Annotated in this window: 24 protein-coding genes; 11 read left to right on the forward strand and 13 right to left on the reverse strand. The window is 68.7% G+C overall.

The features are described 5' to 3' along the window. Positions 1-16 precede the first annotated feature (16 nt). Entirely contained in the window at positions 17-151 is a 135-nt protein-coding gene (locus ACP2AD_RS00775) for a hypothetical protein (protein ID WP_425228169.1), read from the reverse strand. 104 nt (positions 152-255) lie between these two features. Between ACP2AD_RS00775 and parE the strand changes: the two genes are divergently transcribed. From parE to queE, 7 genes are all read left to right on the forward strand, one after another. Further along, complete coding sequence (gene parE, locus ACP2AD_RS00780) at positions 256-2250, forward strand: DNA topoisomerase IV subunit B (RefSeq protein WP_425228170.1); 1995 nt, start codon at positions 256-258, stop codon at positions 2248-2250. Between the two features lie 137 nt (positions 2251-2387). Next, positions 2388-3713: a serine hydrolase gene (locus tag ACP2AD_RS00785; protein ID WP_425228171.1), complete on the forward strand. Its 1326-nt coding sequence runs from the start codon at positions 2388-2390 to the stop codon at positions 3711-3713. A gap of 98 nt (positions 3714-3811) precedes the next feature. Then, entirely contained in the window at positions 3812-5002 is a 1191-nt protein-coding gene (locus tag ACP2AD_RS00790; protein WP_425228172.1) for an aspartate aminotransferase family protein, read from the forward strand. Positions 5003-5142: 140 nt separating this feature from the next. Next, positions 5143-6060 carry an ornithine carbamoyltransferase gene (gene argF / locus ACP2AD_RS00795; protein WP_425228173.1) on the forward strand — a complete coding sequence of 306 codons (918 nt, stop codon included), beginning with the start codon at positions 5143-5145 and terminating at the stop codon, positions 6058-6060. A gap of 111 nt (positions 6061-6171) precedes the next feature. Then, positions 6172-7092 carry an Hsp33 family molecular chaperone HslO gene (locus ACP2AD_RS00800; RefSeq protein WP_425228174.1) on the forward strand — a complete coding sequence of 307 codons (921 nt, stop codon included), beginning with the start codon at positions 6172-6174 and terminating at the stop codon, positions 7090-7092. A gap of 152 nt (positions 7093-7244) precedes the next feature. Then, positions 7245-7937, forward strand: a complete 693-nt coding sequence (gene queC / locus ACP2AD_RS00805) for a 7-cyano-7-deazaguanine synthase QueC (protein WP_425228175.1) — start codon at positions 7245-7247, stop codon at positions 7935-7937. Further along, positions 7934-8566 (forward strand): 7-carboxy-7-deazaguanine synthase, encoded by a 633-nt coding sequence (gene queE / locus ACP2AD_RS00810; protein ID WP_425228176.1) that lies wholly within the window; start codon positions 7934-7936, stop codon positions 8564-8566. Before queC ends, queE begins: the two co-directional genes overlap by 4 nt. A gap of 3 nt (positions 8567-8569) precedes the next feature. Here the strand turns inward: queE and ACP2AD_RS00815 are convergent, their stop codons facing one another. From ACP2AD_RS00815 to lipB, 3 genes are all read right to left on the reverse strand, one after another. Next, positions 8570-9241, reverse strand: coding sequence for a hypothetical protein (locus ACP2AD_RS00815; protein ID WP_425228177.1), 672 nt, complete (start codon positions 9239-9241; stop codon positions 8570-8572). Positions 9242-9459: 218 nt separating this feature from the next. Continuing rightward, the gene (locus tag ACP2AD_RS00820) at positions 9460-9735 is read right to left on the reverse strand and encodes a hypothetical protein (protein ID WP_425228178.1); all 276 of its coding nucleotides are present in this window, start codon (positions 9733-9735) and stop codon (positions 9460-9462) included. A 91-nt stretch (positions 9736-9826) separates the two neighbouring features. Continuing rightward, on the reverse strand, positions 9827-10486 hold the full coding sequence (lipB, locus tag ACP2AD_RS00825; protein WP_425228179.1) for a lipoyl(octanoyl) transferase LipB: 660 nt from the start codon (positions 10484-10486) through the stop codon (positions 9827-9829). 96 nt (positions 10487-10582) lie between these two features. Here lipB and ACP2AD_RS00830 point away from each other — a divergent pair, with 96 nt between their 5' ends. Beyond that, entirely contained in the window at positions 10583-11410 is an 828-nt protein-coding gene (locus ACP2AD_RS00830; protein WP_425228180.1) for a hypothetical protein, read from the forward strand. Continuing rightward, on the forward strand, positions 11407-12156 hold the full coding sequence (locus tag ACP2AD_RS00835; RefSeq protein WP_425228181.1) for a hypothetical protein: 750 nt from the start codon (positions 11407-11409) through the stop codon (positions 12154-12156). The genes ACP2AD_RS00830 and ACP2AD_RS00835 overlap by 4 nt, the downstream gene beginning before the upstream one ends. Here ACP2AD_RS00835 and ACP2AD_RS00840 read toward each other — a convergent pair. From ACP2AD_RS00840 to ACP2AD_RS00860, 5 genes are all read right to left on the reverse strand, one after another. After that, entirely contained in the window at positions 12126-12719 is a 594-nt protein-coding gene (locus tag ACP2AD_RS00840; RefSeq protein WP_425228182.1) for a GNAT family N-acetyltransferase, read from the reverse strand. The two genes, ACP2AD_RS00835 and ACP2AD_RS00840, sit on opposite strands and share 31 nt — an antisense overlap. A 4-nt stretch (positions 12720-12723) precedes the next feature. Further along, on the reverse strand, positions 12724-13566 hold the full coding sequence (hemF, locus tag ACP2AD_RS00845) for an oxygen-dependent coproporphyrinogen oxidase (protein ID WP_425228183.1): 843 nt from the start codon (positions 13564-13566) through the stop codon (positions 12724-12726). A 357-nt stretch (positions 13567-13923) separates the two neighbouring features. Next, positions 13924-15099, reverse strand: coding sequence for an acetyl-CoA C-acyltransferase (locus tag ACP2AD_RS00850; protein ID WP_425228184.1), 1176 nt, complete (start codon positions 15097-15099; stop codon positions 13924-13926). 10 nt (positions 15100-15109) lie between these two features. Next, entirely contained in the window at positions 15110-15655 is a 546-nt protein-coding gene (locus ACP2AD_RS00855) for a carboxymuconolactone decarboxylase family protein (protein WP_425228185.1), read from the reverse strand. Between the two features lie 40 nt (positions 15656-15695). Then, a complete protein-coding gene (locus ACP2AD_RS00860; protein ID WP_425228510.1) occupies positions 15696-16130 on the reverse strand; it encodes a MaoC family dehydratase in 435 nt (144 codons plus the stop codon). A gap of 135 nt (positions 16131-16265) precedes the next feature. Here ACP2AD_RS00860 and ACP2AD_RS00865 point away from each other — a divergent pair, with 135 nt between their 5' ends. Together ACP2AD_RS00865 and ACP2AD_RS00870 are read left to right on the forward strand one after the other, a co-directional pair. After that, complete coding sequence (locus tag ACP2AD_RS00865; RefSeq protein WP_425228511.1) at positions 16266-19217, forward strand: L-glutamate gamma-semialdehyde dehydrogenase; 2952 nt, start codon at positions 16266-16268, stop codon at positions 19215-19217. 57 nt (positions 19218-19274) lie between these two features. Beyond that, positions 19275-20189, forward strand: coding sequence for a DUF2167 domain-containing protein (locus ACP2AD_RS00870; RefSeq protein WP_425228186.1), 915 nt, complete (start codon positions 19275-19277; stop codon positions 20187-20189). 29 nt (positions 20190-20218) lie between these two features. On the opposite strand, the gene ACP2AD_RS00875 is transcribed toward ACP2AD_RS00870, so the two are convergent. From ACP2AD_RS00875 to ACP2AD_RS00890, 4 genes are read right to left on the reverse strand one after another with little or no spacing between them, the layout of a single operon-like run. Continuing rightward, a complete protein-coding gene (locus ACP2AD_RS00875) occupies positions 20219-21409 on the reverse strand; it encodes a mechanosensitive ion channel family protein (RefSeq protein ID WP_425228187.1) in 1191 nt (396 codons plus the stop codon). 11 nt (positions 21410-21420) lie between these two features. Continuing rightward, positions 21421-22440 carry a DNA topoisomerase IB gene (locus tag ACP2AD_RS00880; protein WP_425228188.1) on the reverse strand — a complete coding sequence of 340 codons (1020 nt, stop codon included), beginning with the start codon at positions 22438-22440 and terminating at the stop codon, positions 21421-21423. Then, positions 22412-23470, reverse strand: coding sequence for an acyltransferase family protein (locus tag ACP2AD_RS00885; protein ID WP_425228189.1), 1059 nt, complete (start codon positions 23468-23470; stop codon positions 22412-22414). The genes ACP2AD_RS00880 and ACP2AD_RS00885 overlap by 29 nt, the downstream gene beginning before the upstream one ends. After that, on the reverse strand, positions 23463-25058 hold the full coding sequence (locus ACP2AD_RS00890; RefSeq protein WP_425228190.1) for a DUF5935 domain-containing protein: 1596 nt from the start codon (positions 25056-25058) through the stop codon (positions 23463-23465). The genes ACP2AD_RS00885 and ACP2AD_RS00890 overlap by 8 nt, the downstream gene beginning before the upstream one ends. Between the last annotated feature and the right edge of the window lie 127 nt (positions 25059-25185).

A 25185-nucleotide genomic window follows, 5' to 3' on the forward strand; every position in this document is an offset into this window, starting at 1 on the left:
CGGCGGCGGCGTTCGGCTACTGATACATCCAGGAGCCGAACTCGTGACCGATGCCCGCCAGATTGTCGCCGAGCGCATGCAGATGGCCGCTGTGATAGTGGAATATGTCCACTCCCAGCAGCACGATCAGCGCGAAGATCACGGCTTTCATTGCATCGTCGATAGCGTGCGGGCGTTAACAACACCTCAACGCCGCACCGCGCCTGCTGGCAGTCCGCTTGCGCCACCGACTCCTCGGCCCCTATACGTTCCGCGATGGCCGATGACCTGTTTGCTTCCTCTTCGGCTGCCGCCGATAGCTACGATGCCGCATCGATCGAGGTGCTGGAGGGGCTGGAGCCGGTGCGGCGGCGGCCGGGCATGTATGTCGGCGGCACCGACGAGCGTGCGCTCCATCATCTCGCCGCCGAAGTACTCGACAACGCGATGGACGAGGCGGTTGCGGGGCACGCGACGCGGATCGAGGTGGTGCTGGAGCCGGACGCCGAAGGCAATGCGGGGCGCCTGACCGTCACCGACAACGGTCGCGGCATCCCGGTCGACCCACATCCCAAGTTCCCCGACAAGAGCGCGCTGGAGGTGATCCTGTCGACGCTGCACTCGGGCGGGAAGTTCGCGGGGAAGGCGTACGCGACATCGGGCGGGCTGCATGGCGTCGGGGTGTCGGTGGTCAACGCGCTGTCGAGCGACACGGTGGTGGAGGTGGCGCGCGACCGGCAGCTGTACCGCCAGCGGTTCTGCAGGGGCCAGACGCTCGGCCCGCTGGAGCATGTCGGCGGCGCACCGAACCGGCGCGGCACGACGGTCAGCTTCACGCCCGACACCGACATCTTCGGCCCTGAGCTGCACTTCAAGCCGCAGCGGCTGTACCGGCTGGCGCGGTCGAAGGCGTATCTGTTCGCAGGCGTCGAGATCAGGTGGCGGTGTGCGCCCGAGCTGATCGCCGACGATACGCCCGCCGAAGCGGTGTTCCAGTTCCCCGGCGGCCTCGCCGATCATTTACGTGAGCAGATCGCCGGACGCGACTGCGCGACGGCGGAGTTCTTCGCCGGGTCGCAGGATTTTCCCAACGAACACGGCCGCGTCGAATGGGCGGTCGCCTGGCCGCTGTGGAGCGACGGCAGCTTTTCCTGGTATTGCAACACCATCCCGACCCCCGACGGGGGCACCCACGAACAGGGGCTGCGCCAGGCGCTGGTGCGCGGGCTCCGGCAGTTCGGCGAGCTGATCAAGGACAAGCGCGCCAAGGAGCTGACCGCTGACGATGTGGTGGTCGGCGCCGAGCTGATGCTGTCGGTCTTCGTCCGCGAGCCGCAGTTCCAGTCGCAGACCAAGGACCGGCTGACTTCGCCCGAGGCGGCGGGGCTGGTCGAAAAGGCGGTGCGCGATCATTTCGATCATTGGCTGAGCGCGCACATGGACCGCGGCAAGGCGCTGCTCGGCTATGTCGTCGAACGGATGGAGGATCGCCTCCGCCGCAAGCAGGAGCGCGAGGTCAAGCGCAAGACCGCGACATCGGGACGCAAGCTCAGGCTGCCCGGCAAGCTGACCGACTGCGCGTCGGACAGCCCCGCCGGGACCGAAATCTTCATCGTCGAGGGGGACTCGGCAGGGGGGTCGGCCAAGCAGGCGCGCGACCGCAAGACGCAGGCGATCCTGCCGATCCGCGGCAAGATCCTCAACGTCGCCAGTGCCACCGCGGCGAAGATCGGCGCCAACAGCGAGATCGCCGACCTGATCCAGGCGCTGGGCTGCGGCACGCGCAAGGACTTCGTCGAGGAGGCGCTGCGCTACGACCGCGTCGTCATCATGACCGACGCCGATGTCGACGGTGCGCACATCGCGACGCTGCTGATGACCTTCTTCTTCCAGGAGATGCCCGACCTGGTGCGACGCGGGCACCTGTATCTTGCGCAGCCGCCGCTCTATCGGCTGACCAGCGGCGCGACCTCGCTCTACGCTCGCGACGACGCGCATCGCGCCGAGATCGAGCGCGGGTCGTTCAAGGGCAAGAAGGTGGAGGTGGCGCGCTTCAAGGGGCTGGGCGAGATGAACCCGATGCAGCTGCGCGAAACGACGATGGACCCCAAGACCCGCGGCATGCTGCGCATCACCCTGCCGCAGGAATATGAGGATCGCGCGCTGGTGAAGGATCTGGTCGACCGCTTGATGGGCACCAACCCGGCGCACCGGTTCGCGTTCATCACGGAGAATGCCGGGCGGCTGGAGGAGGAGGCGATTGACGCGTAGCGCGCACGCCCGCAGCCGTGCTGTGGTCGAGACGCGCAGGCGCGGCCGTCGGCGTCTGCGCCGTCCGGCGACGCGGCTTTGCCGCGGTGAGACGGGCTCGCCGTAGACTGATCTGCGACATGAAAAGGGGTATGAAAATGCGTTTTGTTTTGGCAGCGGTCTTCGTGGCGCTGGCGAGCACTGGCGCGGCGCAGGCGCCTGTATCGCCGCCACCTGCTGCGGCTGCGGCTCCCGCGCCTTCACCGATGCTGAGGCAGCGCATCGCTGAGCTGATCCCTGTCCTCAATGGCGGCGGCGACCTGGCTGCGACCTTCGACCCCACATTCCTCGCCGCGGTGCCGGCCGCGCAGTTCCGCGCAATCACCGCTCAGCTGGGGAGCAGCCTCGGACAGGCGCTCTCGGTCGGACCGACTGAGCCGGTTGACGCGAACCAAGCGGTGGTGACGGTCCGGTATGAACATGGCGCCGCGCGGGTGGGGGTTGCCGTGTCGCCGACCACACCCGGCAGGGTCATCGGCCTGCGCGTCCTCTCTGCCGGACCTGAGGAGGCAACGCTGGGCGCGGTTATCGAGGCGATCCATGCATTGCCGGGACAGACCAACTTCGCGCTGGCCGATCTGGGCGACGGTGCGCCACGCGTCGCGCTGGGCCTTCAACCGGACCAGCCGCTGGCGCTCGGGTCCGCGTTCAAGCTCGTCGTGCTCGCCACGCTGGTGCAGGACATTGAGGCGGGCCGGCGGCATTGGGACGACGCCGTGACGCTGGACGGCACCGAGCGACCGGCGGGCGGCTATAATCACAGCCCGGCGGGCACGCGCGTGCCGCTGCGCGAGCTGGCCCGGCAGATGATCTCGATCAGCGACAACAGCGCGACTGACATCCTGATCGACACGCTGGGACGCGAACGGATCGAGGCGATGCAGGCGACGGTCGGCTGGGCGCATCCCGAACGCAACCGGCCGTGGCTCATGACGATTGAGCTGTTCAAGCTGAAGGGGTCCGGCGGCGGCACGCTGGGTGTGCGTTATCTGGCGGCCGATGTCGCAGGGCGGCGGGCGCTGCTGGCGGGCGAGGTCGCGCACATGCCGGGCAGCGCAATCGGGCCGCTGTTCGCGGACGGGCGGCCGGTCCGGATCGGCGAGCTGGAATGGTTCGCGAGCGCGGCCGACCTGGTGCGGGTGATGGACTGGCTGCGGCGGCATTCGGAGAGCGGGCCAGGCGCGGAGGCGCGGACGATCTTGGCGATCAATCCACTCATCCCGCCCCAGATAGCGGGGCGATATGCCTATGTCGGCTTCAAGGGCGGGTCGGAGCCGGGGGTGATTGACCTGACACTGCTGCTGCGAACGCGAGGCGGGCAGTGGCGGGTCTTGACCGCAGGGTGGAACAACCCGGTTGCCGCGGTGGATCAGACACGGTTGATCCTGCTGGTAAGCCACGCGGCGGAACTGGCGGCGCAATGACGCGCGCCGACCGCCGGGTTGTGACGATCGCGCCATAGCTCTATGAACATTGCGGGCGGTCCGCATGGGGCCGCCCTTTCGCTTTGGGAGCTGCGCCCGTGACCATCCCCGCCCTGATGCCCGTCTATCCGCGCAGCGGGTTCAGGCCGGTGCGCGGCGAGGGCTGCTATCTGATCGGCGAGGACGGCGGCCGCGCGCTCGACATGGCGGGCGGCATCGCGGTCAACGCGCTTGGGCACGGGCACCCCAAGCTGGTGGAGGCGATCGCGGCGCAGGCGGCGACGCTGATGCACGTCTCCAACCTCTACGGCTCGCCGCATCAGGAGCGGCTGGCCGAGCGGTTGGTCGCGAAGACCTTCGCCGACACAGTGTTCTTCACCAACTCGGGCGCGGAGGCGGTGGAGTGCGCGATCAAGACCGCGCGACGCTTTCATTATGCCGACGGCGATCCGCAGCGCAACACGCTGATCTGCTTCAACTCCGCCTTTCACGGCCGCACGCTGGGCGCGATCTCCGCGACCAACCAGGCGAAGATGCGTGATGGGTTCGAGCCGCTGCTGCCCGGGTTCAAGTACGCGCCCTTCAACGATCTCGACGCGGCGCTGGCGCTGGTCGACGACAACACCGCGGGTTTCTTGGTCGAGCCGATCCAGGGCGAGGGCGGCGTCTCGGTCGGCACGGACGCATTCCTGAAGGGGCTGCGCGCGGCTTGCGACGAGCATGGGTTGATGCTGGTGTTCGACGAGGTCCAATGCGGCTACGGGCGCACCGGCAGCTTCTTCTACCACGAACAGGTCGGCATCACGCCGGACATCATGTCGGTAGCGAAGGGAATCGGCGCCGGCTTTCCGCTCGGCGCCTGCCTCGCGACCGAGCGCGCAGCGAAGGGCATGGTCGCGGGCACGCACGGGTCGACCTATGGCGGCAACCCGCTCGCCATGGCGGCGGCGGAGGCGGTGCTGGACGTGATGGAGGAGCGGGGCTTCCTCGATCATGTGACGCGGATGGGCGAGCGACTGCGCGGGGCGCTGGAGCAGATGATCCCGAACCATGACCATCTGTTCGAGGCAGTGCGCGGCAAGGGGCTGATGCTCGGCATCCGCATCAAGGCGGAGCCGCGGGCGTTCGTCGCGCATTGCCGCGAGGAGCACGGCCTGCTGCTTGTGGCGGCGGGCGACAATGTCGTCCGCCTGCTGCCGCCGCTGACGATCGGCGAGGCGGAGATCGCCGAGTGCATCGAGAAGCTGAGCGACGCGGCACGGGTCTGGGTCGGCCCGAGCGATGATTGATCTCCTCCCCGGCACGGGGAGGGGGACCGCCGACAAAGCCGGTGGTGAAGGGGGCCCGCCCCACAAGCATCGCTTGCGGCGGGCCCTCTGCGTCACGCGCTGCGCGCGCGCCACCTCCCCGTGCCGGGGAGGAGTTTAGCGTGCGTCACTTCCTCTCGCTCACCGACGCCGGGGCCGATGGGATCGCCGCGATGCTGGCCGACGCGCTCGACCGCAAAGCGGCGCGGGCGGGGTGGCCCAAGGGCCGCGCGGACGCCGACGCGCCGCTTGCCGGTCATACACTTGCCTGCGTGTTCGAGAAGAACTCGACGCGTACCCGCGTCTCCTTCGATATGGCGATGCGCCAGCTCGGCGGGTCGGCGCTGGTGCTCGACAGCGGCACGTCGCAGCTCGGCCGCGGCGAGACGGTGGCGGACACCGCGCGGGTGCTCTCCGGCTATTGCGACGCGATCATGTGCCGCACCGATGACCACGCCAAGCTCATGGAGATGGCCGCCCACGCGTCCGTTCCCGTCATCAACGGTCTGACCGACGCGTCGCACCCCTGCCAGATCATGGCCGACCTGCTGACGATCATCGAGAGCGGCAAGGCGCTGCCCGGCCTCAAGGTCGCATGGCTGGGCGACGGCAACAACGTGCTGGCGTCGTTCGTCGAGGCGGCGGGGCTGTTGCACTTCGAGGTGGTCGCCGCATCACCCCAGGGGTTCCAGCTCGATGAGGGTGCGCTCGCCGCCGGGCGGGGCCGTGCGCGCGTGGTCGCGTCCCCGCAGGAGGCGGTCGAGGGCGCGGACATCGTCGTCACCGACACCTGGATCTCGATGGGGCAGGCGCAGGCCGAGACCAAGCTGGTGGCGCTGGCGGCCTATCAAGTCGACGCGGCGCTGATGGCGCGCGCCAAGCCCGACGCGAAGTTCCTCCACTGCCTGCCCGCGCATCGCGGCGAGGAGGTCACCGACGCCGTGATCGACGGGCCGCAATCGCTGATCTGGCCGGAGGCGGAGAACCGGCTGCACGCACAGAAGAGCGTGCTCCGCTGGTGCTTCGGGCAGATCGGTTGATTTCGGAGGAGCCAGACTTACCTCATTCTCGCGAGGGCGGGAATCCATCTCTCCACATGGCGCCCGAGGCGCGATGGATCTCCGCCTGCGCGGGGATGACGAAGGATAATCGTGACGGACCTCGGCCCAGACCTAGACCGCGCGCTCGGCTTCGCGATTCCCGAGCGTCATGCGCGCGGGCGGCTCGTCCGGCTCGGGCCGACGTTGGACCGGGTGCTCGCCGCGCACGCCTATCCGTCGGTGATCGAGCGGTTGCTCGCCGAGGCGCTGACGCTGGTCGCGCTGATCGGGTCGACGCTCAAGGACCCGCAGGCGCAACTGACCATGCAGAGCAGGGGAGGGCAGACGCGCGGCAAGGGCGCGGTCGTCGAGCTGCTGGTGTGCGATTATTGCGGCGGCGAGGTGCGTGGCTATGTCCGATACAACGCCGAGCGGCTCGCGGACGTGCCCGCCGCGCCGTCGCTGCAGGCGCTGTTCGGCGAGACCTATCTCGCCATCACTTTCGACCTCGCGACGACCGGCGAGCGCTATCAGGGCATCGTCCCGCTCGACGGCGCGACCCTCGCCGAGGCGGCGGAGAATTATTTCGTCCAGTCCGAACAGATCCCCAGCCTGGTCCGCGTCGGTATCGAGAAGCACGCCGACGGCCGCATCGTCGCGGGCGGGGTATTCCTGCAGCATCTGCCCGAGGGCGAAGATGGGCGCGAGCGGCTGCACACGCGTCTCGACCATCCCGAATGGGAGCATGTCGCCGCGCTGGGTCAGACGATCGGCGCGGACGAGCTGGCAGATGCGGCGGTCCCGCTGGAGACGCTGCTATGGCGGTTGTTCAACGCGGACGAGGTGCGGGTGCTCGCGGCGACGCCGATCGTTCGCGGGTGTCGCTGTGACGGCGATTATATCTTTGAAGTGCTGGCGAAGTTCCCGCCCGAGGAACGGCGCGAGATGGCGGACGAGGCCGGGATGATCCGCGTCGACTGTCATTTCTGCGCCCAGCAATTCGCCGTGCCGGCGGGATTGGCGGCGGCATGAGCGGCGCTCGTTAACCTTCCCTTCACCGCCATGCGCTATCGCGATCCTCGTGCTCAGTCGGCACGCTTTTCTCCCTTGATCGAGACTCGGGCCGCGTCACTGCGGCCCGTTTTTCGTTGCGGGGCCGGTGCACGCGGCCTAGCCCGCGCGGCATGAACGCACCGTTGGCCGTGGCGCTCGTCTCCGGCGGGCTGGACTCCTTCGTTGCTGCCGCCCTGGCAGGCGAGCAGGGTTTTCGGCTGCTGGCGCTGTCGATCGACTATAATCAGCGCCATCGGGTCGAGCTTGCCGCCGCGCGGCGCATTGCGGACGCGCTGGGGGTGATGCGTCACGTCGTGCTGCCGCTCGACCTTTCCGCGTTCGGCGGCTCGGCGCTGACCGCCGACATCGACGTGCCCAAGGACGGCGTCGGGCCGGGTATCCCCATCACCTATGTGCCCGCGCGCAACACTATCTTCCTCAGCCTCGCGCTCGGCTGGGCGGAGGCGGCGGGCGCACGCGACCTGTTCGTCGGCGTCAACGCGCTGGATTACTCGGGCTATCCCGATTGCAGGCCGGCGTTCATCGCGGGGTTCGAGGCGCTGGCGGAGCTGGCGACCAAGGCGGGGGTGGAGGGCAGTCCCTTTCACATTCGCGCGCCGCTGCAGCACATGACCAAGGCCGACATCGTCCGCGAGGGCGCGCGGCTGGGTCTCGACATGGGGCTGAGCTGGTCCTGCTACGATCCGAGCGCCGAGGTCGAGCATTGCGGGCTGTGCGACAGCTGCCGGCTGCGTCACAAGGGTTTCGTGGATGCGGGCGTGGCCGACCCGACCGGCTATGCGCGGCCGCCCGCCGTCCCATGAGCTACGCCGTCAAGGAGCTGTTCCTGACGCTGCAGGGGGAGGGGGTGAACGCCGGCCGCCGCGCGGTGTTCGTGCGCTTTGCCGGGTGCAACCTGTGGTCTGGGCGCGAGGTCGATCGCGCCACCGCGGTATGCCGCTTCTGCGACACCGACTTCGTCGGCACCGATGGCGCGGGCGGCGGCAAGTTTGTCGACGCCGCCGCGCTGGTCACGACTGTGGTGAAGGCATGGGGCGATAACCGGGACGGCCGCTTTGTCGTGCTGACGGGTGGCGAGCCGATGCTCCAGGTCGACGACGCGCTGATCGAGGCGCTGCATGCGGCGGGGTTCCGGATCGCGATCGAGAGCAACGGCACGTTGCCGGTCCATCCCGGCATCGACTGGGTCTGCATCAGCCCCAAGGCAGGGAGCGAGGTCGTTCAGCGCTCGGGCGACGAGTTGAAGCTGGTCTGGCCGCAGGCGGGCATCGATCCGGATGCCCTGTACCGATGGGACTTCGCCCACCGCCTGCTTCAGCCGCTTGACGACCGGGAGGCCGAGGCGAACACCCGCGCCGCGATCGAGCTGGTGATGGCGCGGCCGGGGTGGCGGCTCAGCCTGCAGACCCACAAGCTCCTCGGCCTGCGTTGACGATCAGGCGGGCGGCCAGACCAGCGGGCCGCATTTGCGCGGCACCCAGTTGCCGCGCCGGTCCCAGCACTGCGCGTCGAGCCGCGGCAGCGCCGAATTGCCCGAGGGCGAGAAGCGGCCGATGCCGATCTCTCCGAACGCCGTCGTCAGGCTGGAGCGCAGCTCCGCCAGCCGGTTCGCGGCGAGCGTCGCGAACTGTCCGCGCGGGGTGAATACCGCGTCGCGCCCGATCGCCGCCGCGGTCTGGCAAAAGGCGAATTGCCCGCCGACGGTCACGAAGCTGGAATAGGTGCGCGTGCCATATTGGTCGAGCATCGCCTGACCGCGCGGCACCGACCGGCCGACCCGGGTGTAATATCTGCCCAGCGCGTCAAACGCTCCCTTGAACTCAGCGCCGTGATCCTTGAGCACGGCGTTGTAGTTGGCGACGGTCAGCAGCGTCGGCTCGAACTGGCATTGCAGCGCGGCGACGTTGAGCGCGGCGCGCATGCTCCACACCAGCGAGGCGCGCAGCTCGGCCGGGGTGGCACCCGGCATCGGCTGGACCATGCCGGGTTCGTCGCCCTGGATCGGCTGGCCGCTCATCGTCGGGCTGCGGAGATAGAATTGCGCAGCGGCCGGCGCCGCCGTCACGCCCAGCGCGAGCACCGCGCCCGCCAGAACCATACGCTGCATCGCCCAACCCCTCTCAAACACGGCCGTCATGCACGCCCTAGGCTGCCGGAGTCGGGAGACCAAGAGCTTTGCCGCCGTTAGTCGCAGCGGCGGCAGTACCGGACACGTCGCGACGTCCAACCAACGCACGCACATAAGAAAAAGGGACCGCCCGGTCGCCCGGACGGCCCCTATTTCAACCCTTGACCATGTTCCCACAAGCTGCGGGAACAGGCGACTTACATCGCGTTGGTGGTCGTGGTGTTGGTCATCATGGTCTCGTTATGAGTGGTCATGTTGCCGCCCATCGAGTCATTGGCCATCATGCCGCCGTTCGACGTGCTGTCGGTGGTCGTCATGGTGTCGTTCATTGTGCCCATGTCGCCGGTGGTGTTCATGTCGGTGACCATGGTGTTGTCGGTCGTCGTCGTCTCGGTCTTCGGACCGCAGGCCGCAACGGCCAGGGCGGCGCCGGCGATCAGCGAGCCGGTCAGAATCTTGGAAAGTGCACGCATGTAGGAAGCTCCCTTGGAAAGAGGATTTGGACGGCTGGCTGGCCCTTATTACCCAAATCGCCGTGGACATTAGATTATTTGCCGCGGGGCCTCAAGCCTCCATTTCGCGCCTGCAAGATAAGCTATCAAGGAAGGCCGGAAACGTCGCGGCCAACGCCGTGTCGAGCGCTTCTGGCGACACGGTGTGACCCAAGGCGAGAAGGCTGGTGACGGGATGGTCCGGCAGCCCGCACGGAACGATGCCGGCGAAGTGCAAAAGGTCCGGCGTGTTGTTGATCGCGAACCCGTGCAGGGTCACCCAGCGTCGCACGCGCACGCCGATCGCGCCGATCTTCGCTTCACGACCGCGGTCGATCGTCCATATGCCGACCCGGCCGGGCGCGCGGAACGCCTCTACCCCGAATGTCGCCAGCGCGGCGATGACCCACCCCTCGACCCCGTGAACGAAACAGCGCACGTCGCGGCCGCGGCGGTTGAGGTCGAGCACGAGATAGCCGACGCGCTGCCCGGGTCCGTGGTACGTATACTGCCCGCCGCGCCCGGCCGCGACGACCGGAAACCGCGGATCGAGCAGGTCGCCGGCGCGCGCGCTGGTGCCGGCGGTGTAGACCGGCGGGTGTTCGAGCAGCCATACCAGCTCCGCTGCGGCCCCGACCGACACGGCGGCGGCGCGCGCCTCCATCGCGGCGTGCGCCTCGGCATATGGCGTCAGCCCGGGGCTGAAGCGCCATTCGGGATCGGGGCAGGACATGCCTTCCATCTGCGTCTTCGCCAGACACGGCGCAACCGTTGCCCGGTCCTGCGGCGGCCCCTAAACGCGGAGCAAGACGGCAGAGGCGGACGGACGATGGTGAAGATCGGTGATGTGTGGGACAGCACGACAGCCGCGCTGGCGGGGCGGGCGGGGCTGCTCGTGCCGGTCGCGGCGGGCGCCTTCACGCTGCCGCTGGTGATCCGCGCCGCGATCCAGGCGTATGGCGGCGGCTCGACCGGCGCGGTGGTGCTTACCGGGTTCATCGCGTTGCTGGCGCTGCCGTTGCAGCTCTGGGGGGTGATGACGGTGATCGCGGTGGCGAGCGACCCGGTCACGACGCGCGGCGAGGCGGGGCGGCTGGCGCTCGCTCGCCTGCCCGCCGCGCTGCTGGTAACCCTGATCATCATCGCAGCGGCGCTGCTGGCGGTTATACCGGTCGGGGTGGCGCTCGCCGCGTCGGGGTTCGACTTCCAGGCCGCGTCGGCGCAGGCGGGCAGCGCCGCGGGGCCGGCGATCGCGCCGGGCGCGGCGCTGTTCCTGCTCTTCTATGCTTTGGCGATCGTCGTGGCGGGGCTGTGGATCGGCGCGCGACTGTTCCTGGTCAACGCCGTGATCGTCAACGAGCAGCGCGCGATCGGCGCGTTCGGGCGGTCGTTCGCGCTGACCCGCGGGCTGGTCTTCAAGCTGATCGGGGTGCAGCTGATCCTGTCGCTGGTGCTGTTGATCGCGTCGTTCGCGGCCAGCAGGGTCGTGTTCCTCGTCGTTCGCCTGCTGCTCGGACCGGCCCAGATCGGGACCGCGGCGTGGATCGGCGGGATCGCCGATGCTGTGATCACGAGCAGCTTCATGGTCGTCATCGGCGTGTTCGGGGCCAGGCTGTACGTCGCGGTCACGGGGTTGGCGGCGCGGACCGGCCCGTGAGGATCAGTCCCGCCGCGCTGCTGGCGGATGCCTGGGCGGCCTTTCGCCGCGACGGGACGCTGCTGGTGCCGGTCGCGGGCGTGTTCTGGTTCCTGCCGCTGTTCGCGCTCGCGCTGCTGGTGCCGCAGCCGCCCGCGCTGCCCGATGCGGAGCCCGGCAGCCAGGCGGCCACCACCTATGCCGATCAGGCGATCAACTGGGTACTGCTGCAGGGCGGCTGGATCGTGCTGGCGCAGGCCGTGATGACGTGGGGATCGGCGGTCTTCTACCTCCTGTACCTCGATCCGGCGCGGCCGGACGTGCGCGGCGCGGTGGAGCGTGGGGTGCGGCTGTGGCCGCGCTTTCTGTTGCTGGGGCTGGTGGTCGGGCCACTGGAGCCGCTCGGCCTGCGCCTGTTCGTGTTGCCGGCAGTGTGGCTGCTCGCGCGATTCATGCTGGCGGCGCCGGCGCTGGCGGCAGAGGCGCCGCTTGGCGTGTGGCGGGCGCTCGGGCGCAGCTGGCGGCTGAGCCGCGGCGTCGGGCTGCCGCTGATGGCGCTGGTTGCGTTAACGCTGGCGCCCGGCGTCATCGCGCCGCAGCTGTTGCTCCAGCTCGACGGCATATTGCGCGGTCAGCCCGGTGGCGAGAACGTCGCGGCGGTGGTCATCGTCGACGCCCTGATCGCGCTGACCGCGACCGCGGCGGCGCTGGGCGCGGCGTTGATCGCCGTGTCGGCCTATCGGGCGCTGGCGAGAAAGGGAATCTGAGGCGCGGCGCCGGCGGGGAGCAGGCCGAGCGTGCGCGGATCGGGAAAGGTCTCGACCGTGCGCCTGACCGGCGTGAACCCCTGCGCCCGGTAGAAGCCGAGCGCCGAGGGGTGGTCGAGCGTGCAGGTGTTGACGCGCACCCGCTCTACCCCGGGCCGCCACAGCAACGGGAGCGCATGCGCCATCAGCCAGCGGCCATGGCCCTGACCGGTCAGTTCCGGCACCAGTCCGAAATAGGCGAGTTCGGCCTCGGGCTGGGCGGCGAAGTCCAGCTCTACCATCCCGACCTCGATGCCGGCGGCGTCGCGCGCGGCGTAGAGCTGTAAGGTCGGCGAAACCAACCTGGCGCCGAGCTGCGCATCGTCGAGGGCGAGGCGCGAATACCACAACCACGGTGCGCCGACCCGGCGGAACAACGTGCGGTAGGCCGCGGGCGCCGGCGATCGCCAGCGCTGGAGGCGCAGCGGCGAGGCGGGGAAGGGCCGCGGGCGGGGACGTTCGGTCATCACCAGCGTGGTCACGACAGTCGCCAGCTGGTCGTCCGCGACCGGCGTCAGACCCATGCCGTCAGTCCCATTCGGCGACCGGGGGCAAGCTCATCAGGATCGCTTCGATGTTACCGCCAGTCTTTAGCCCGAACAGGGTGCCGCGGTCATAGACCAGGTTGAACTCCGCATAGCGCCCGCGCCACCGCCGCATCTGCGCCACGTCCGCTTCTGTGAAGGGCGTGGCCATGCGCCGCCGCACGATTTGCGGATAGACGTCGAGGAACGCCTCGCCGATGTCGCGGGTGAAGGCGAAATCGGCGTCGAAGCCGTTCTCCAGATGATCGTAAAAGATGCCGCCGACGCCGCGATGGACCTGGCGATGGGGGATGTAGAAATAGTCGTCCGCCCACTGTCTGAAGCGCGGATAGTAGGCGGGGTCGTGGGCGTCACACCCCTGCCGCAGCCGGGCGTGGAAGGCCGCGGTATCGTCGGCGATCGGCAGCGGCGGATTGAGGTCGGCCCCGCCGCCGAACCATTGCCTGGTGGTGCGCAGGAAGCGCGTGTTCATGTGGACCGCGGGAACGTGCGGGTTGGCCGCGTGCGCGACCAGGCTGATCCCGGTCGCGAAGAAGCGCGGGTCCTCGCCCGCACCGTGGACAGTGCGTCCGAACTCGCCCTCCAGCGTGCCGCCGACGGTGGAGACGTTGACCCCGACCTTCTCGAACACCCGCCCCTTCATCACCCCGCGCACGCCACCGCCGCCGGGCTCGCCGGACGGGTCGGCGCGGTCCCAGGGGATGAACGCGAACCGTGCGTCCGATCCGGCCTCCCGCTCGATCCCCTCGAACGCCGCACAGATGCGATCGCGCAGGCTCTCGAACCAGGCGCGGGCGGCGGACTGCTGATCGTCGAGGAGAGGCATGGGCGTTGCCATAGCGCGCGCTGGGCGATGTGGAAGGCTTGGCGCTGCCCGCTCGTTTGTAGAAGCCCGCCGCAAACGTGCGCGGTCTACATATCGGTCGACGGTGGCAGTTCCGCCGTCAACACGTAAGGAAAACGCGCATGGCGTTCGTCGAAGCGTGCGCGGTTGTGGGCGCCTTCTCGGCCTTGACCGTGAAAGCGATCGAGGTTGCCCGGAAGGGCTAGCATCGGGAGTGACCTGGGCTGCAACCCGGGTCCCAAACGGAAAAGCCCCGGCCGTTGTCACGACCGGGGCTCCACGTAAGATGTCCACTACGTCGTCAAAATCGATATAGCCGATGATCGGTTGCCGTTCGGCTCACAGCACCTCGAACAGCCCCGCCGCGCCCATGCCGCCGCCGACGCACATCGTCACGACGACGTACTTCGCGCCGCGGCGCTTGCCCTCGATCAGCGCGTGACCGGTGCAGCGCGCGCCCGTCATGCCATAGGGATGACCGATCGAGATTGAACCGCCATTGACGTTGAGCAGTTCGTCCGGGATGCCGAGCTGGTCGCGGCAATAGAGGACCTGGACCGCGAACGCCTCGTTCAGCTCCCACAGGCCGATGTCGTCCATCTTCAGCCCGGTGCGCTCCAGCAGCTTGGGAATCGCGAAGACCGGGCCGATGCCCATCTCGTCGGGCTCGGTCCCTGCCACCGCCATGCCGACATAGCGGCCGAGCGGCGTCAGTCCCTTCGCCGCCGCCACCTTCTCCTCCATCAGCACGCTTGCCGACGCGCCATCCGACAGCTGCGACGCGTTGCCGGCGGTGACGATGCCGCCCTCCAGCACCGGCTTGAGCGACTGCAGCCCTTCCAGCGTCGTGTCGGCCCGGTTGCCCTCGTCCTTGGCGAGCGTGACCTCCTTCTGGGTCACTTCCTTGGTTTCCTTGTTGACGAGGTTCATCGTCGCGCTGACCGGCACGATCTCGTCGTCGAACTTGCCCGCGGCCTGAGCGGCGGCGGTGCGCTGTTGCGACTGAAGGCCATAGGCATCGCAGACGTCGCGGCCGATGCCGTAGCGCTTGCCGACCATCTCGGCGGTCTGAAGCATCGGCATATAGATGTCGGGGTGCATCGCCAGCAGCTCGGGATCGGCGCCGACGCGCATCTGCGGCGTCTGGACCATCGAGATGCTTTCGACCCCGCCGCCGATCGCGACGTCCATGTTGTCGACGACGATCTGCTTGGCGGCGGTTGCGATCGCCATCATGCCCGACGAACATTGCCGGTCGATCGACTGGCCGGAGACGGAGACGGGCAGTCCGGCGCGGAGCAGCGCGGTGCGCGCGATGTTGCCCGCCTGTACGCCCTGCTGAAGCGCGGCGCCCAGGACGACGTCCTGGACCTCCGCGCCGTCGATCCCGGCACGCTCGACCGCGGCCTTGATCGCATGGCCGGCGAGGGTGGGCGAAGGCAGCGCGTTGAACGCCCCGCGATAGGCGCGGCCGATTGGAGTGCGGGCGGTGGAAACGATGACGGCGGAACGCATGGGATTCTCCTCAGGCGGCCGGAAAACGGGCCGCAGTAGCTTCGAGCGGCAGGTCGAGCGCGCCGCAGATCAATGAAACGCCATGATAGAAGGCGACGAGCTGGATCACTTCGAATGCCTGTTCCTCATCGACGATGTCGCGCAGCGCGGTCCATTCGGCGTCGGACAGTTTCTTTCGGTCTAGCAGCGCGTCGACGCTGGCGATCAGCACCGCCTCTTCCGCTGGCCAGGCGGGATCGTCGGCGGCACCGTGAACGGTCGCGTGGACTTGATCGTCGGTCAGCCCGACATGGCGGGCGAACCCGGCGATATGCACGCCCCATTCATAGTCGCAGCCGCATTTTGCCGTGGTCCGGTCGATCACGATCTCGCGCTGGCGCATCGTCAACGGGCTGCCCTTGTCGAGCAGTGAGCCGCCGCTGAACTTCGTCCAGGCCCGCTCATGCTTGGCGAGCGTGGTAAACAGCACCAGCGGCTCGGCGCCGCGCATCAGCACCTTCATCCGCGTCTCAAACTCGGGCGGATAGGGTTTGGTTAGGGGCTTGATGCGGACCACGACACCTCCAAAAGTCACATCAGGGTCATGCCAACCGCGCTTAGACGAAGATCTGGCTGATCCACTCGGCGATCATCGCCGGCTTGTCCTGCCCGTCGATCTCGACGGTGAACTCGTTGGTCTGCTGGAACTGACCCGAGCGCTTTTCGTCGAACTCCAATAGCTTGAAGCGGCCGCGCACCTTCGATCCGGAGCGGACGGGGGTCAGGAACCGGACCTTGTTGCCCCCATAGTTGACTCCCATCTTCACGCCCTCCAGCCGCGGCGCATCGGCGACCTTGCTCGACAGGAGCGGCATCAGCGACAGCGTCAGGAAGCCGTGGGCGATGGTGCCCCCGAACGGCGTCATCGCGGCGCGCTCCGGGTCGATGTGGATGAACTGGTGATCGCCGGTGGCGTCGGCGAACTTATTGATCATGTCCTGCGTGACCTCGACCCAGTCGCTGACGGTCTCCTGACCGACGCGGCCCTTCATCTCGTCCACCGTGATCGTGGTCACCGGCAATCCCCTCGGCTAAACGCGTGTGCCGCGCGCTCTAGGCACGTCGTGTCCAACATCGCAAGCTAAACCGGAAGTTCCAACATGCCCTCTGCCGACCCGCTCCAGGCCATGCGTGCGCTGCACCGGGCGTCCGAACCCGATGTTCTAAAACCGCTGCTGAAGCGGGCGCGGCTGACGCTCGAATCGCAAGATCGGGTGATGGATACGGCGTCCGAGCTGCTCGCCGACCTGCGCGCGGCGCAGAGCAGGGGGTGGGTGAACCAGTTCCTGCAGGAGTATCGGCTCAACACCAGCGAGGGCGTGGCGCTGCTGAGCCTCGCCGAGGCGTTCCTGCGGGTGCCGGACCCGGAGACCGCCGACCTGCTGATCGCCGACAAGCTGGGCGAGGCGGACTGGCGCGCGCATCGCGGCAAGTCGACTTCGCTGCTGGTCAATTCGGCGACCTGGGGGCTGGTGGTGGGACGCGCGCTGGTCGGCGAGGGCGCCAAGGAACATGGGGGCGCGCTCAAGCGGCTAATCGGGCGCGCGGGAGAGCCGTTCGTGCGCCAGGCGGTGGGTGCGGCGATGAAGATGATGGGCGAAATCTTCGTCATGGGCCGCACCATCGACGAGGCGACGCGGCGGATGGCACGGAGCGAGCACCGGGGATTCACCGCCAGCTTCGACATGCTGGGCGAGGCGGCGCGGACACATGAGGACGCGGGGCGCTATTTCCGGTCGTATACCGATGCGGTGGCGGCCGTCGGGCGTAAAGCAAGCGCTGGACACTCGATTTCGGTTAAGCTCTCGGCGTTGCACTCACGCTATGAGGTCGCACGTTGGGACGAGTGCGTGCCGGCGCTGACCGAGATGCTGGAGGCGCTGGCTGTGCAGGCGGCGGGGGCGGGGATCGCGCTGACTGTCGACGCGGAGGAAAGCGAACGGCTGGAAATGTCGCTGGACATCATCGGTGCGGTCGCGGGGCTGCCGCAGCTTAGCGGCTGGGACGGCTTCGGCATGGCGGTGCAGGCCTATGGCAAGCGCGCGCGGCCGGTGGTGGCGTGGGCCAATGAGCGGGGCCGGCTGATGAACGTGCGGCTGGTCAAAGGCGCATACTGGGATTCGGAGATCAAGCGGACGCAGGTCGAGGGACTGAGCGACTATCCGCTGTTCACGCGCAAGGCGGCGACCGACGTCAGCTATCTGGCGGTCGCACGCGACATGCTCGACGCCGAGCATATCCGCCCGGCCTTCGCATCGCACAATGCGCTGACGGTGGCGACGATTGTCGAATGGGCGGGCAATTCGCGCGATTTCGAGTTCCAGCGACTGCACGGGATGGGCGATGGGCTGTACGAGCGGCTGGTGCGCGAGCGGGGGTATCACACGCGCATCTATGCGCCGGTGGGCGGGCATCGCGACCTGCTGGCCTATCTGGTGCGGCGGCTGCTGGAAAACGGGGCGAACTCCAGCTTCGTGCATCAGCTGGCGGATACGCGGCTGACCGAGGCGGACATTCTCGCCGACCCGGTGGCGAAGATCGCGGCGGTCGGCGGGGCGCGCCATCCGAGCATTCCGCTGCCGCGCGATCTGTTCGGAGCGCGGCGGAACAGCGAGGGGCTGGACCTGAGTGATCGCAAGGTGCTGGCGCGGACGGTGGACGCGGTCCGAGCGCCGCACCCGGACTTGACCGCGCGCACCATCGAGATGCCCACCGCCGCGGTGGCGCAGGCGATCGGACAGGCGCATGCGGCGTTCCCGGTTTGGAATGCCAACGGCGTCGAACAACGCGCCGCGACGCTGGAGCGGCTGGCCGACTTGCTCGAGGAGCATCGCGACGAGCTGATGGCGCTGTGCGTGCAGGAGGCGTTCAAGACCATCCCCGACGCGATCGGCGAGGTGCGCGAGGCCGCCGATTTCTGCCGCTATTACGCGACGCAGGCGCGGGGGCTGATGGCTCCGGTCGAGCTGCCCGGGCCGACCGGCGAGCGCAATGTGCTGCGCCTGGAGGGTCGCGGCGTGTGGGCGACGGTGGCGCCGTGGAACTTTCCGCTGGCGATCTTCCTCGGCCAGTGCGCGGCGGCGCTCGTCACGGGCAACACTGTCGTCGCCAAGCCCGCACCGCAGACGCCGAGGATCGCCGCCGCCGCAGTGGCGCTGGCGCATCGGGCGGGGGTGCCCGCCGATGCATTGACCCTCGCGCCCGGCGGGCCGGAAGTCGGCGCGGCGCTGGTCGCGGACGCGCGCGTCGCCGGGGTGGCGTTCACCGGCTCGACGGCGACGGCCAAGAAGATCGCGCGGGCGCTGCTGGCGGACGACGCGCGGCCGATCGTGCCGTTGATCGCGGAGACAGGCGGGATCAACGCGATGATCGTCGATTCTACCGCGCTGCCCGAGCAGGTGGTCGCGGACGTGGTCGCGTCCGCCTTCCGTTCGGCGGGCCAGCGCTGCTCGGCGCTGCGGCTGCTGCTGGTGCAGGAGGAGGTCGCTGATACCGTGCTCCATATGCTCGCGGGCGCGATGGAGACGCTGATCGTTGGCGATCCCGGCGATCCGGCGACCGATGTCGGGCCGGTGATCGACCGGGCGGCCTATAACCGGTTGATGGGCTATCGCGCGTCGGTGGAGGGGAAGTGGGTGAAGACGATCGGCGTGCCCGAGCACGGCCTGTTCGTGCCGCCGACGCTGATCCGGCTCGATACGATCGAGGCGCTGACGCAGGAATGGTTCGGACCGCTGCTCCACGTCGCGACCTGGCCTGCGGGGCAGCTGAGCGAGACGATCTCGCAGGTCAACGCCAAGGGCTTCGGGCTGACTATGGGGCTCCACAGCCGCATCGCGCGCGCGGCAGAGGTCGCGGAGGCGCAGGCGGCGGTCGGCAATCTGTACGTCAACCGTTCGATGATCGGCGCAGTGGTCGGCTCGCAGCCGTTCGGCGGCGAATGGCTGTCCGGCACCGGGCCTAAAGCGGGGGGACCACATTACCTCGCGCGCTTCTGCGTCGAGCGGCATGTGTCGGTGGATACCACCAGCGCCGGCGGCAACGCGACGCTGTTGTCGCTCGACGAGGGCGGGATCTGAGCGGTTGACGCGCCGCTTGCCGCACAGCAGCCTTGGACGAACGGGAGGGCGCAGATGATGAACAGGTGGATGGGTGTGGTGGTGCTGGGGCTGGCCGGCGCAACGCCCGCAGTAGCGCAACATACGGCGCCGACCGAGCAGCAGGTCGAGGCGGTGGAGCGGAGCCTGCATCCGCAAACGGGCGATGTCGCCATCCCGCAGGCGGGTGCGACGTTGCACTTGGGACGCGACTTCTATTATCTCAACCCGGCCGAGGCGAAGCGGGTGCTGACGGAGGTGTGGGGCAATCCGCCCGAGGCGGTTAGCGACGCGCTGGGGCTGGTATTGCCCGCTGGCAAGACCATCACCGACAATGTCTGGGGCGCGGTCGTGACGTGGCAGCCGTCGGGCTATGTCACCGACGACGATGCGAACAGCGCCGAATATAGCGGCGTGCTCGATCAGCTGCGCTCGGGCGAGGCGGAGGAAAACCGGCAGCGGCACGAGCAGGGGTATCCCGGCATGCACCTGGTCGGCTGGGCGCAGCCGCCTTCCTATGATCGCACGTCGCACGCGATGGTGTGGGCGCGCGACCTGCATGTCGACGGCGCCGCGAACGATACGCTCAACTACGACGTCCGGCTGCTGGGGCGCGAGGGCGTGCTGAGCCTCAACATGCTCGCCGGCATGGCCGACCTGCCCGATGTCCGGCGAGCGGCGGCGATCTTTGGGCGGACGGCGGCGTTCCAGCCGGGGCAGCGCTACGCCGATTTCGACGCGGCGCATGGCGACAAGCGCGCAGGCTATGGCCTGGCGGGGCTGGTCGCGGCGGGCGTCGGCGTGGTGGCGGCGAAGAAGCTGGGCGTACTGGCGCTCGTGCTTCGGTTCGGCAAGAAGGGGCTGGTGCTGCTCGCAGTGGCCGGCGCGGCGGTGAAGCGGGGATTGGGCAAGCTGTTCGGGCGCAAGGGCGGGGACGGGGAAGCGCAGGCCTGACCCCTCGGTTTCGCGTAGCGCTGATAAGGTTATGCCGCGCCCCCCGCCTTCACCGCCGCCGGCCAGGCGCTGGCGGCGATCGCGCCCTCCGGCGCGCTGAACTCGGTCTGGGTCGGGTAGGCAAGCGCGATGCCTTCGTCGTTCAGCCGCTTGATGATCGCTACGCCGACGGTGTGTCGAGCGTCGAAGAAGTCAGCAAAGGCGGCGGTGGGCGAGTCGAACTCCAGGTCAAAATCGTAGGACGACTGGCCGAACGCCATGAAGCCGCAGCGGACGAAGGTGCGGCCGTCGGCGTCGACCACCTCCTTCATTATCTGGGGGAGCATCTGCAGCTGTTCGACCGGCGTCCACTGAACAACGCCGAGCGTGAACTTGACGCGGCGATAGTCGCGCCGGGTAATGTTCTGAATCTCCTTGTCGAGCAGGTTCTTGTTGGAGATGATCCGCTCCTCGCCGGTCGCCGAGCGGATGCGGGTCGATTTGAGCCCGATCTCCTCGACCGTGCCCGTGGTCTGGTCGTAGGCGATCGTGTCGCCGCGGCGGAAGGGGCGGTCGAAGATGATCGCGAGCGCCGCGAAGAGGTCCGCGAAGATGCCCTGCGCGGCGAGACCGATGGCGATGCCGCCGACGCCCAGCCCCGCCACCAGGCCCGTCACGTTGACACCGAGATTGTCGAGCACGACCACCAGCGCGATCGCGAACAGCGCAAAGGTGACCAGCAGGCGGATCAGCCCCATCGCGCTGGTCAGCGCCTCGCCGTGATAGGTGTCGGCCGACGTGCGGTGCTCGATCGCACCCAGGATGATCTCGCGCGCCCAGATCGCGACCTGGAACGTGGCGGCGACGATCCACAGGAAGCCGATAGTCTTCGCAACCTCCGGCGGCGGCGCGGCGGCGGCGAAGGTGTCTCCGACCAGCTTCGCGGCCAGCATCACCATGAAGAAGTTGTTGGTCCTGACGAGCGCACGGCCGATCACCACGCGCCAGTCCGTCGACGCCGGGTTGTGGTCGCACAGCCGCCGCGCCAGCCGGCGCAACGCATGCAGCGCGAGCACGACCACAGTCGCGATCGCGGTAGCGATCAGGATTTGCAGCCAATGCGTGGTCAGCCAGGCGGCGGAGGCGGCGGCGGTGTCCTGCAGCCGGGCGGAAACGTCGGCGCCCTTGAAGATCGGCTTGTGCGTGGCGGCAGCCTGGGCCGCGGTGTTCGTCGTGGTCATCAGCTCTTTATCTACCCGGGGGCGTTAACCGCCGCCTGTGCCGCCGGCACGACGTCGCGCTCCAGAAACGCGAGCAGGCCGCGCTCCGCGCGCGACAGGCCGCCGGCCGCACGGGGCAGTTGCAGCCCCTCCCTGAACGCCGCCTGACCCTCCTTGACGAGCGCGATCAGGTCGGGATGGACATAGGATTTCCGCGCGATTGCGGGCGTGTTGCCGAGCTGCGCCGTGACCGGCTCCAGCACCTGCTTCAGGCTGAGGTTGCCCTGCGCCGCCGCCAGCGCTTCGAACGCGAGCAGGCTGGCGCCCCAGGTGCGGAAGTTCTTGGCGGAAAAGTCGCCGCCGGTCGCGTCCTTGATATAGGCGTTGACGTCCGACGAGGTGACGGGGTGCGCCTCGCCCGCATCATCGAGCCAGGCGAAGAGGTGCTGATCGTCCAGGTCGCCCGCCGCCTTGACGAAGCGCGCCAGCCCCCGGTCGGTGACCTTGGTGTCGCACAGCTTGCCCGACTTCGCCTTGAACCGGAGGCGGAGCGTGTCGCCGCAGACATAGCCGTGTTCGGTGCGCAGCGTCGTCGCGCCATAGCTTTCGTTCGCCTGTGCATATTCCTCATTACCGACCCGAATATGGCTGGTGTCGAGCAGGCGGACGACGGCGGCGACGGCGCGGTCCTTGCCGAGCTTGCGGCCGGCCAGATCGGCCTCGACATGGCGGCGCAGGCGGGGCAGCGCGCGGCCGAACTCGGCGGTCTTCTCGTATTTCGCCAGTTCCTGCTGCTCGCGAAAGCCGGTGTGATAACGGTACTGCTTGCGGCCCTTGTCGTCCCAGCCGACTGCCTGGATGTGGCCGTGCGGCTTGGGATTGAACCAGGCGTCGCGATAGGCGGGCGGCAGGCCGATCGCATTCAGCCGTTCGATCTCGTCGCGATCGGTGATGCGCGCGCCGCCCGCGTCCCAGTAACCCCAGCCGTTGCGGACCTTCTTGCGGGTGATGCCAGGCAGCGAATCATCCGAGTAGACGAGTTTGGTGGCCATCGCCGGGCAATGCCTGTGCCACGCGAACGTTCCGCCGCGGCAGGGCCAGGCCGTTGATCCAGCGCTGGGCGGGCAGCTCCAGCCAGCGGTAGAGCAGGTGTGAGGCGAAGAGGACCAGCAGCAGGTAAGCGGCGATGACGGTCCAATGCTGCGGTCCGGGCGCAAGCGGCAGGCGCATCGCTTTCCAGAGCAGGAAATGGGCGAGGTAGGTCGCGTAGCTGATCGAGCCCAGCCAGTGGACCGGGCGGCTCGCCAGCAACACTGCGCGGCTGCGGGCAAGCGCGAGGAGCAGCGCGGCGAAAGCGAGGGGGACGGCGAGCGTCTCGGGAGCGCCTAGGCTCCAGGCCACGAGGCAGATGAGCCCAACCGCGAGCGGCGCGCGGGCGCCGCCGCCGCGCCGGTACAGCGTGGCGATGATCGTGCCCGCGGTGAACTCGCACAGGCAGCGCAGCACGCCGAACCGGCCAATGTCGCGCCCGAGGCTGCCGAACCCCATCGCGAGCGGCAGGATGGCGAGGATGGCGGCGGCGGCGAACAGCAGCGCAGGCGCCGGCCAGCGCCGCCGGTTCACCAGCCGCGTCAGCAGCGGGAACAACAGATAGGCGGCAAGCTCCGCGCTGATCGACCAGGCGGGGATATTCCAGCGCAGCGTCGCCGCGCTGCCCCACGCCTGGACGAGCAGCAGGTGCAGCGGCAGCGCCGGCCAGGGAAACGCGCTGTCCGTTGGCCCGCGCAGCGCCAGCACGATGGCGAGCAGCGCGGCGAAGGCGAGCATCGCGGCGTGGAGCGGCCAGATGCGGGCGACCCGCTTCTGCCAGAAGCGCAGCGGCGAGGCGGCGGCCCGATCGTGCCAGGCCAGCCAGATCACGAAGCCCGACAGCAGGAAGAAGAAGTCGACCGCGAGATAGCCCTTCGCCAGCACCGCGACGACGGGTGGCGGCAGGCCCAGGACCGACAGGCGCACATGATAGAGCACCACCGCCCAGGCGGCGACGCCGCGGGCGCCGGTAAGCTGGCGGAGTTCAGGCACCGGCGGGTCCGGCCGATGCCGTCCGCCCCGGGCCGGTCGATGGCCAACGTGCGGTTGGGGAGGACTCGTGCCCTTCTACGGATCCAGGGCGATTAGCGCCCTTCCTGAACCCCCGCTCCGTGCTCGCCGAGCGTTGCCGCGCGAGATAGGTGTCGAGCCCGATCTGTGCGCCGATCAGCATGTAGATGAAGGGCTGAAACGCGATCGCGATGAACCCGGCGCCGAGCAGATAGACGAGCTGGGCGGTCTGCAGCGCGGCGGCGAGACTGCCGGCCCAAGCGTCTCCCCCGTCACGGTAGCGGCGGCGCAGCACCTCCATCCGCCACAGTCCGGCGAGGTTGATGAGCAGCCACAGCGCGACGCCGGGATAGCCCTGTTCGCCCAGCATCTCGAAATAGGCGGAGTGATAGGCGCGGCCCTGATCGATCTCCAGCCGCGGACCGGCGGCGACGGCCCCGCCGCCGGGCGTGCTCGCGGTCTGCAGGTCGTAGACGATGCGGTTGCCCCGATACGCCTCGAACCCGCCGCCGAAGGGATGGGACTTGGCGAAGTCCCAGGTCCATTGCCAAACGGCGATACGCGTCGAAGCGGACTCGTCGGCCTGATAGGTGCCGATGGTGCTCATCCGCTCCATAAAGGCGGACGGCAGCAGCGGCACGGCGATCAGCGCCGCTACCGCCATCGCGCCGAGATAGAGCCCGCGGCGCTTGACGCTGCGCAGCGACAGCAGCGCGACCAGCCCGATGCAGAGCAGGCCGGTGCGCGTCGAGGTGCCGATCGGGATCAGCAGGCAGGCGAAGCCCAGCGCAAAGCAGAAGAGGGTGACGGCGCGGGCGGGCCACGGCGATATTTTTCCGCCTCTCCCCTTCAGGGGAGGGGTTGGGGGTGGGGGCTCTCCACGAGCGATTGGCAATGAGGATGGCCCCCACCCCAACCCCTCCCCTGAAGGGTAGGGGCGGATCTTATCGCCGGACTCTGCGCTCCGCCTGCCAAAGCCACTGCCTAAAATCGTCCCGTGGCGGGCCACCCAGGCGATCAGCGGCACGATCGCGACCGCGACGGTGGAGATGGTCGAACCCTCGTACAGCCCGGAATTGTTGTCGACCATCAGGTTGAGCTGGCCATAGCCGCCGCCCGAAGCCAGCGTCTTGATGCCGCCGACGATGATGATCGACGACGCCGACAGGATCATGAAGGTCAGCAGCGCCTCGATCCGCAGCCGCGTGCGCAACGTCAGCGGCAGGAAGGCGGCAAAGGCCAGCGCCTTCCACACCCAATCCCACTTCTCCTGCGCTTCCAGCGCGAACTCGGCGGTGAGCGTGGTCAGCCCGCAATAGACCAGCAGCGCCGCGATCATCAGCTGGCGCGGTGCGAGGCGCAGGCCGCGCTTGTCGTCGGCGAGCGCCCAGCCCGCAACGGCGAGCAGCACCGCGATCAGCGAGATCGGCACGACGTTCAGCAGGTAATAGGTCAGCCGCTGCGGCGAGACGATGTCGATATAGACATAGACCAGCACGAGCAGGAACGGCCGCCGGAGGCCGAGCCCGAGCAGCGCAAGGAGGAAGGCGAGGAAGGCGAGGTCACGCACGCGGGGTGGTGTCCGGGTCCTCGCGATCGAGATCGGCGCGGCGCGACAGGAGGAACGCAGCGAGCAGGAGGAGCCCGTGGCTGATGGCGAGGGCAAGATTGTCGATCACGGCCCCACCCGCCTAGCG

Source organism: Sphingomonas sp. (assembly GCF_965248875.1).
GTDB lineage: Bacteria > Pseudomonadota > Alphaproteobacteria > Sphingomonadales > Sphingomonadaceae > Sphingomonas.

Excerpts from the sequence above, each read along its gene's own strand:
- ACP2AD_RS00785 (WP_425228171.1), top strand. The coding sequence starts at position 2,388 with ATGCGTTTTGTTTTGGCAGCGGTCTTCGTGGCGCTGGCGAGCACTGGC.
- ACP2AD_RS00875 (WP_425228187.1), bottom strand. The coding sequence starts at position 21,409 with ATGACCACGACGAACACCGCGGCCCAGGCTGCCGCCACGCACAAGCCG.
- ACP2AD_RS00865 (WP_425228511.1), top strand. The coding sequence starts at position 16,266 with ATGCGTGCGCTGCACCGGGCGTCCGAACCCGATGTTCTAAAACCGCTG.
- ACP2AD_RS00880 (WP_425228188.1), bottom strand. The coding sequence starts at position 22,440 with ATGGCCACCAAACTCGTCTACTCGGATGATTCGCTGCCTGGCATCACC.
- ACP2AD_RS00830 (WP_425228180.1), top strand. The coding sequence starts at position 10,583 with ATGGTGAAGATCGGTGATGTGTGGGACAGCACGACAGCCGCGCTGGCG.
- ACP2AD_RS00815 (WP_425228177.1), bottom strand. The coding sequence starts at position 9,241 with ATGCAGCGTATGGTTCTGGCGGGCGCGGTGCTCGCGCTGGGCGTGACG.
- ACP2AD_RS00860 (WP_425228510.1), bottom strand. The coding sequence starts at position 16,130 with ATGAAGGGCCGCGTCGGTCAGGAGACCGTCAGCGACTGGGTCGAGGTC.
- ACP2AD_RS00840 (WP_425228182.1), bottom strand. The coding sequence starts at position 12,719 with ATGGGTCTGACGCCGGTCGCGGACGACCAGCTGGCGACTGTCGTGACC.
- queC (WP_425228175.1), top strand. The coding sequence starts at position 7,245 with ATGAACGCACCGTTGGCCGTGGCGCTCGTCTCCGGCGGGCTGGACTCC.
- hemF (WP_425228183.1), bottom strand. The coding sequence starts at position 13,566 with ATGCCTCTCCTCGACGATCAGCAGTCCGCCGCCCGCGCCTGGTTCGAG.
- ACP2AD_RS00775 (WP_425228169.1), bottom strand. The coding sequence starts at position 151 with ATGAAAGCCGTGATCTTCGCGCTGATCGTGCTGCTGGGAGTGGACATA.
- queE (WP_425228176.1), top strand. The coding sequence starts at position 7,934 with ATGAGCTACGCCGTCAAGGAGCTGTTCCTGACGCTGCAGGGGGAGGGG.
- ACP2AD_RS00870 (WP_425228186.1), top strand. The coding sequence starts at position 19,275 with ATGAACAGGTGGATGGGTGTGGTGGTGCTGGGGCTGGCCGGCGCAACG.
- parE (WP_425228170.1), top strand. The coding sequence starts at position 256 with ATGGCCGATGACCTGTTTGCTTCCTCTTCGGCTGCCGCCGATAGCTAC.
- ACP2AD_RS00820 (WP_425228178.1), bottom strand. The coding sequence starts at position 9,735 with ATGCGTGCACTTTCCAAGATTCTGACCGGCTCGCTGATCGCCGGCGCC.
- ACP2AD_RS00850 (WP_425228184.1), bottom strand. The coding sequence starts at position 15,099 with ATGCGTTCCGCCGTCATCGTTTCCACCGCCCGCACTCCAATCGGCCGC.
- lipB (WP_425228179.1), bottom strand. The coding sequence starts at position 10,486 with ATGTCCTGCCCCGATCCCGAATGGCGCTTCAGCCCCGGGCTGACGCCA.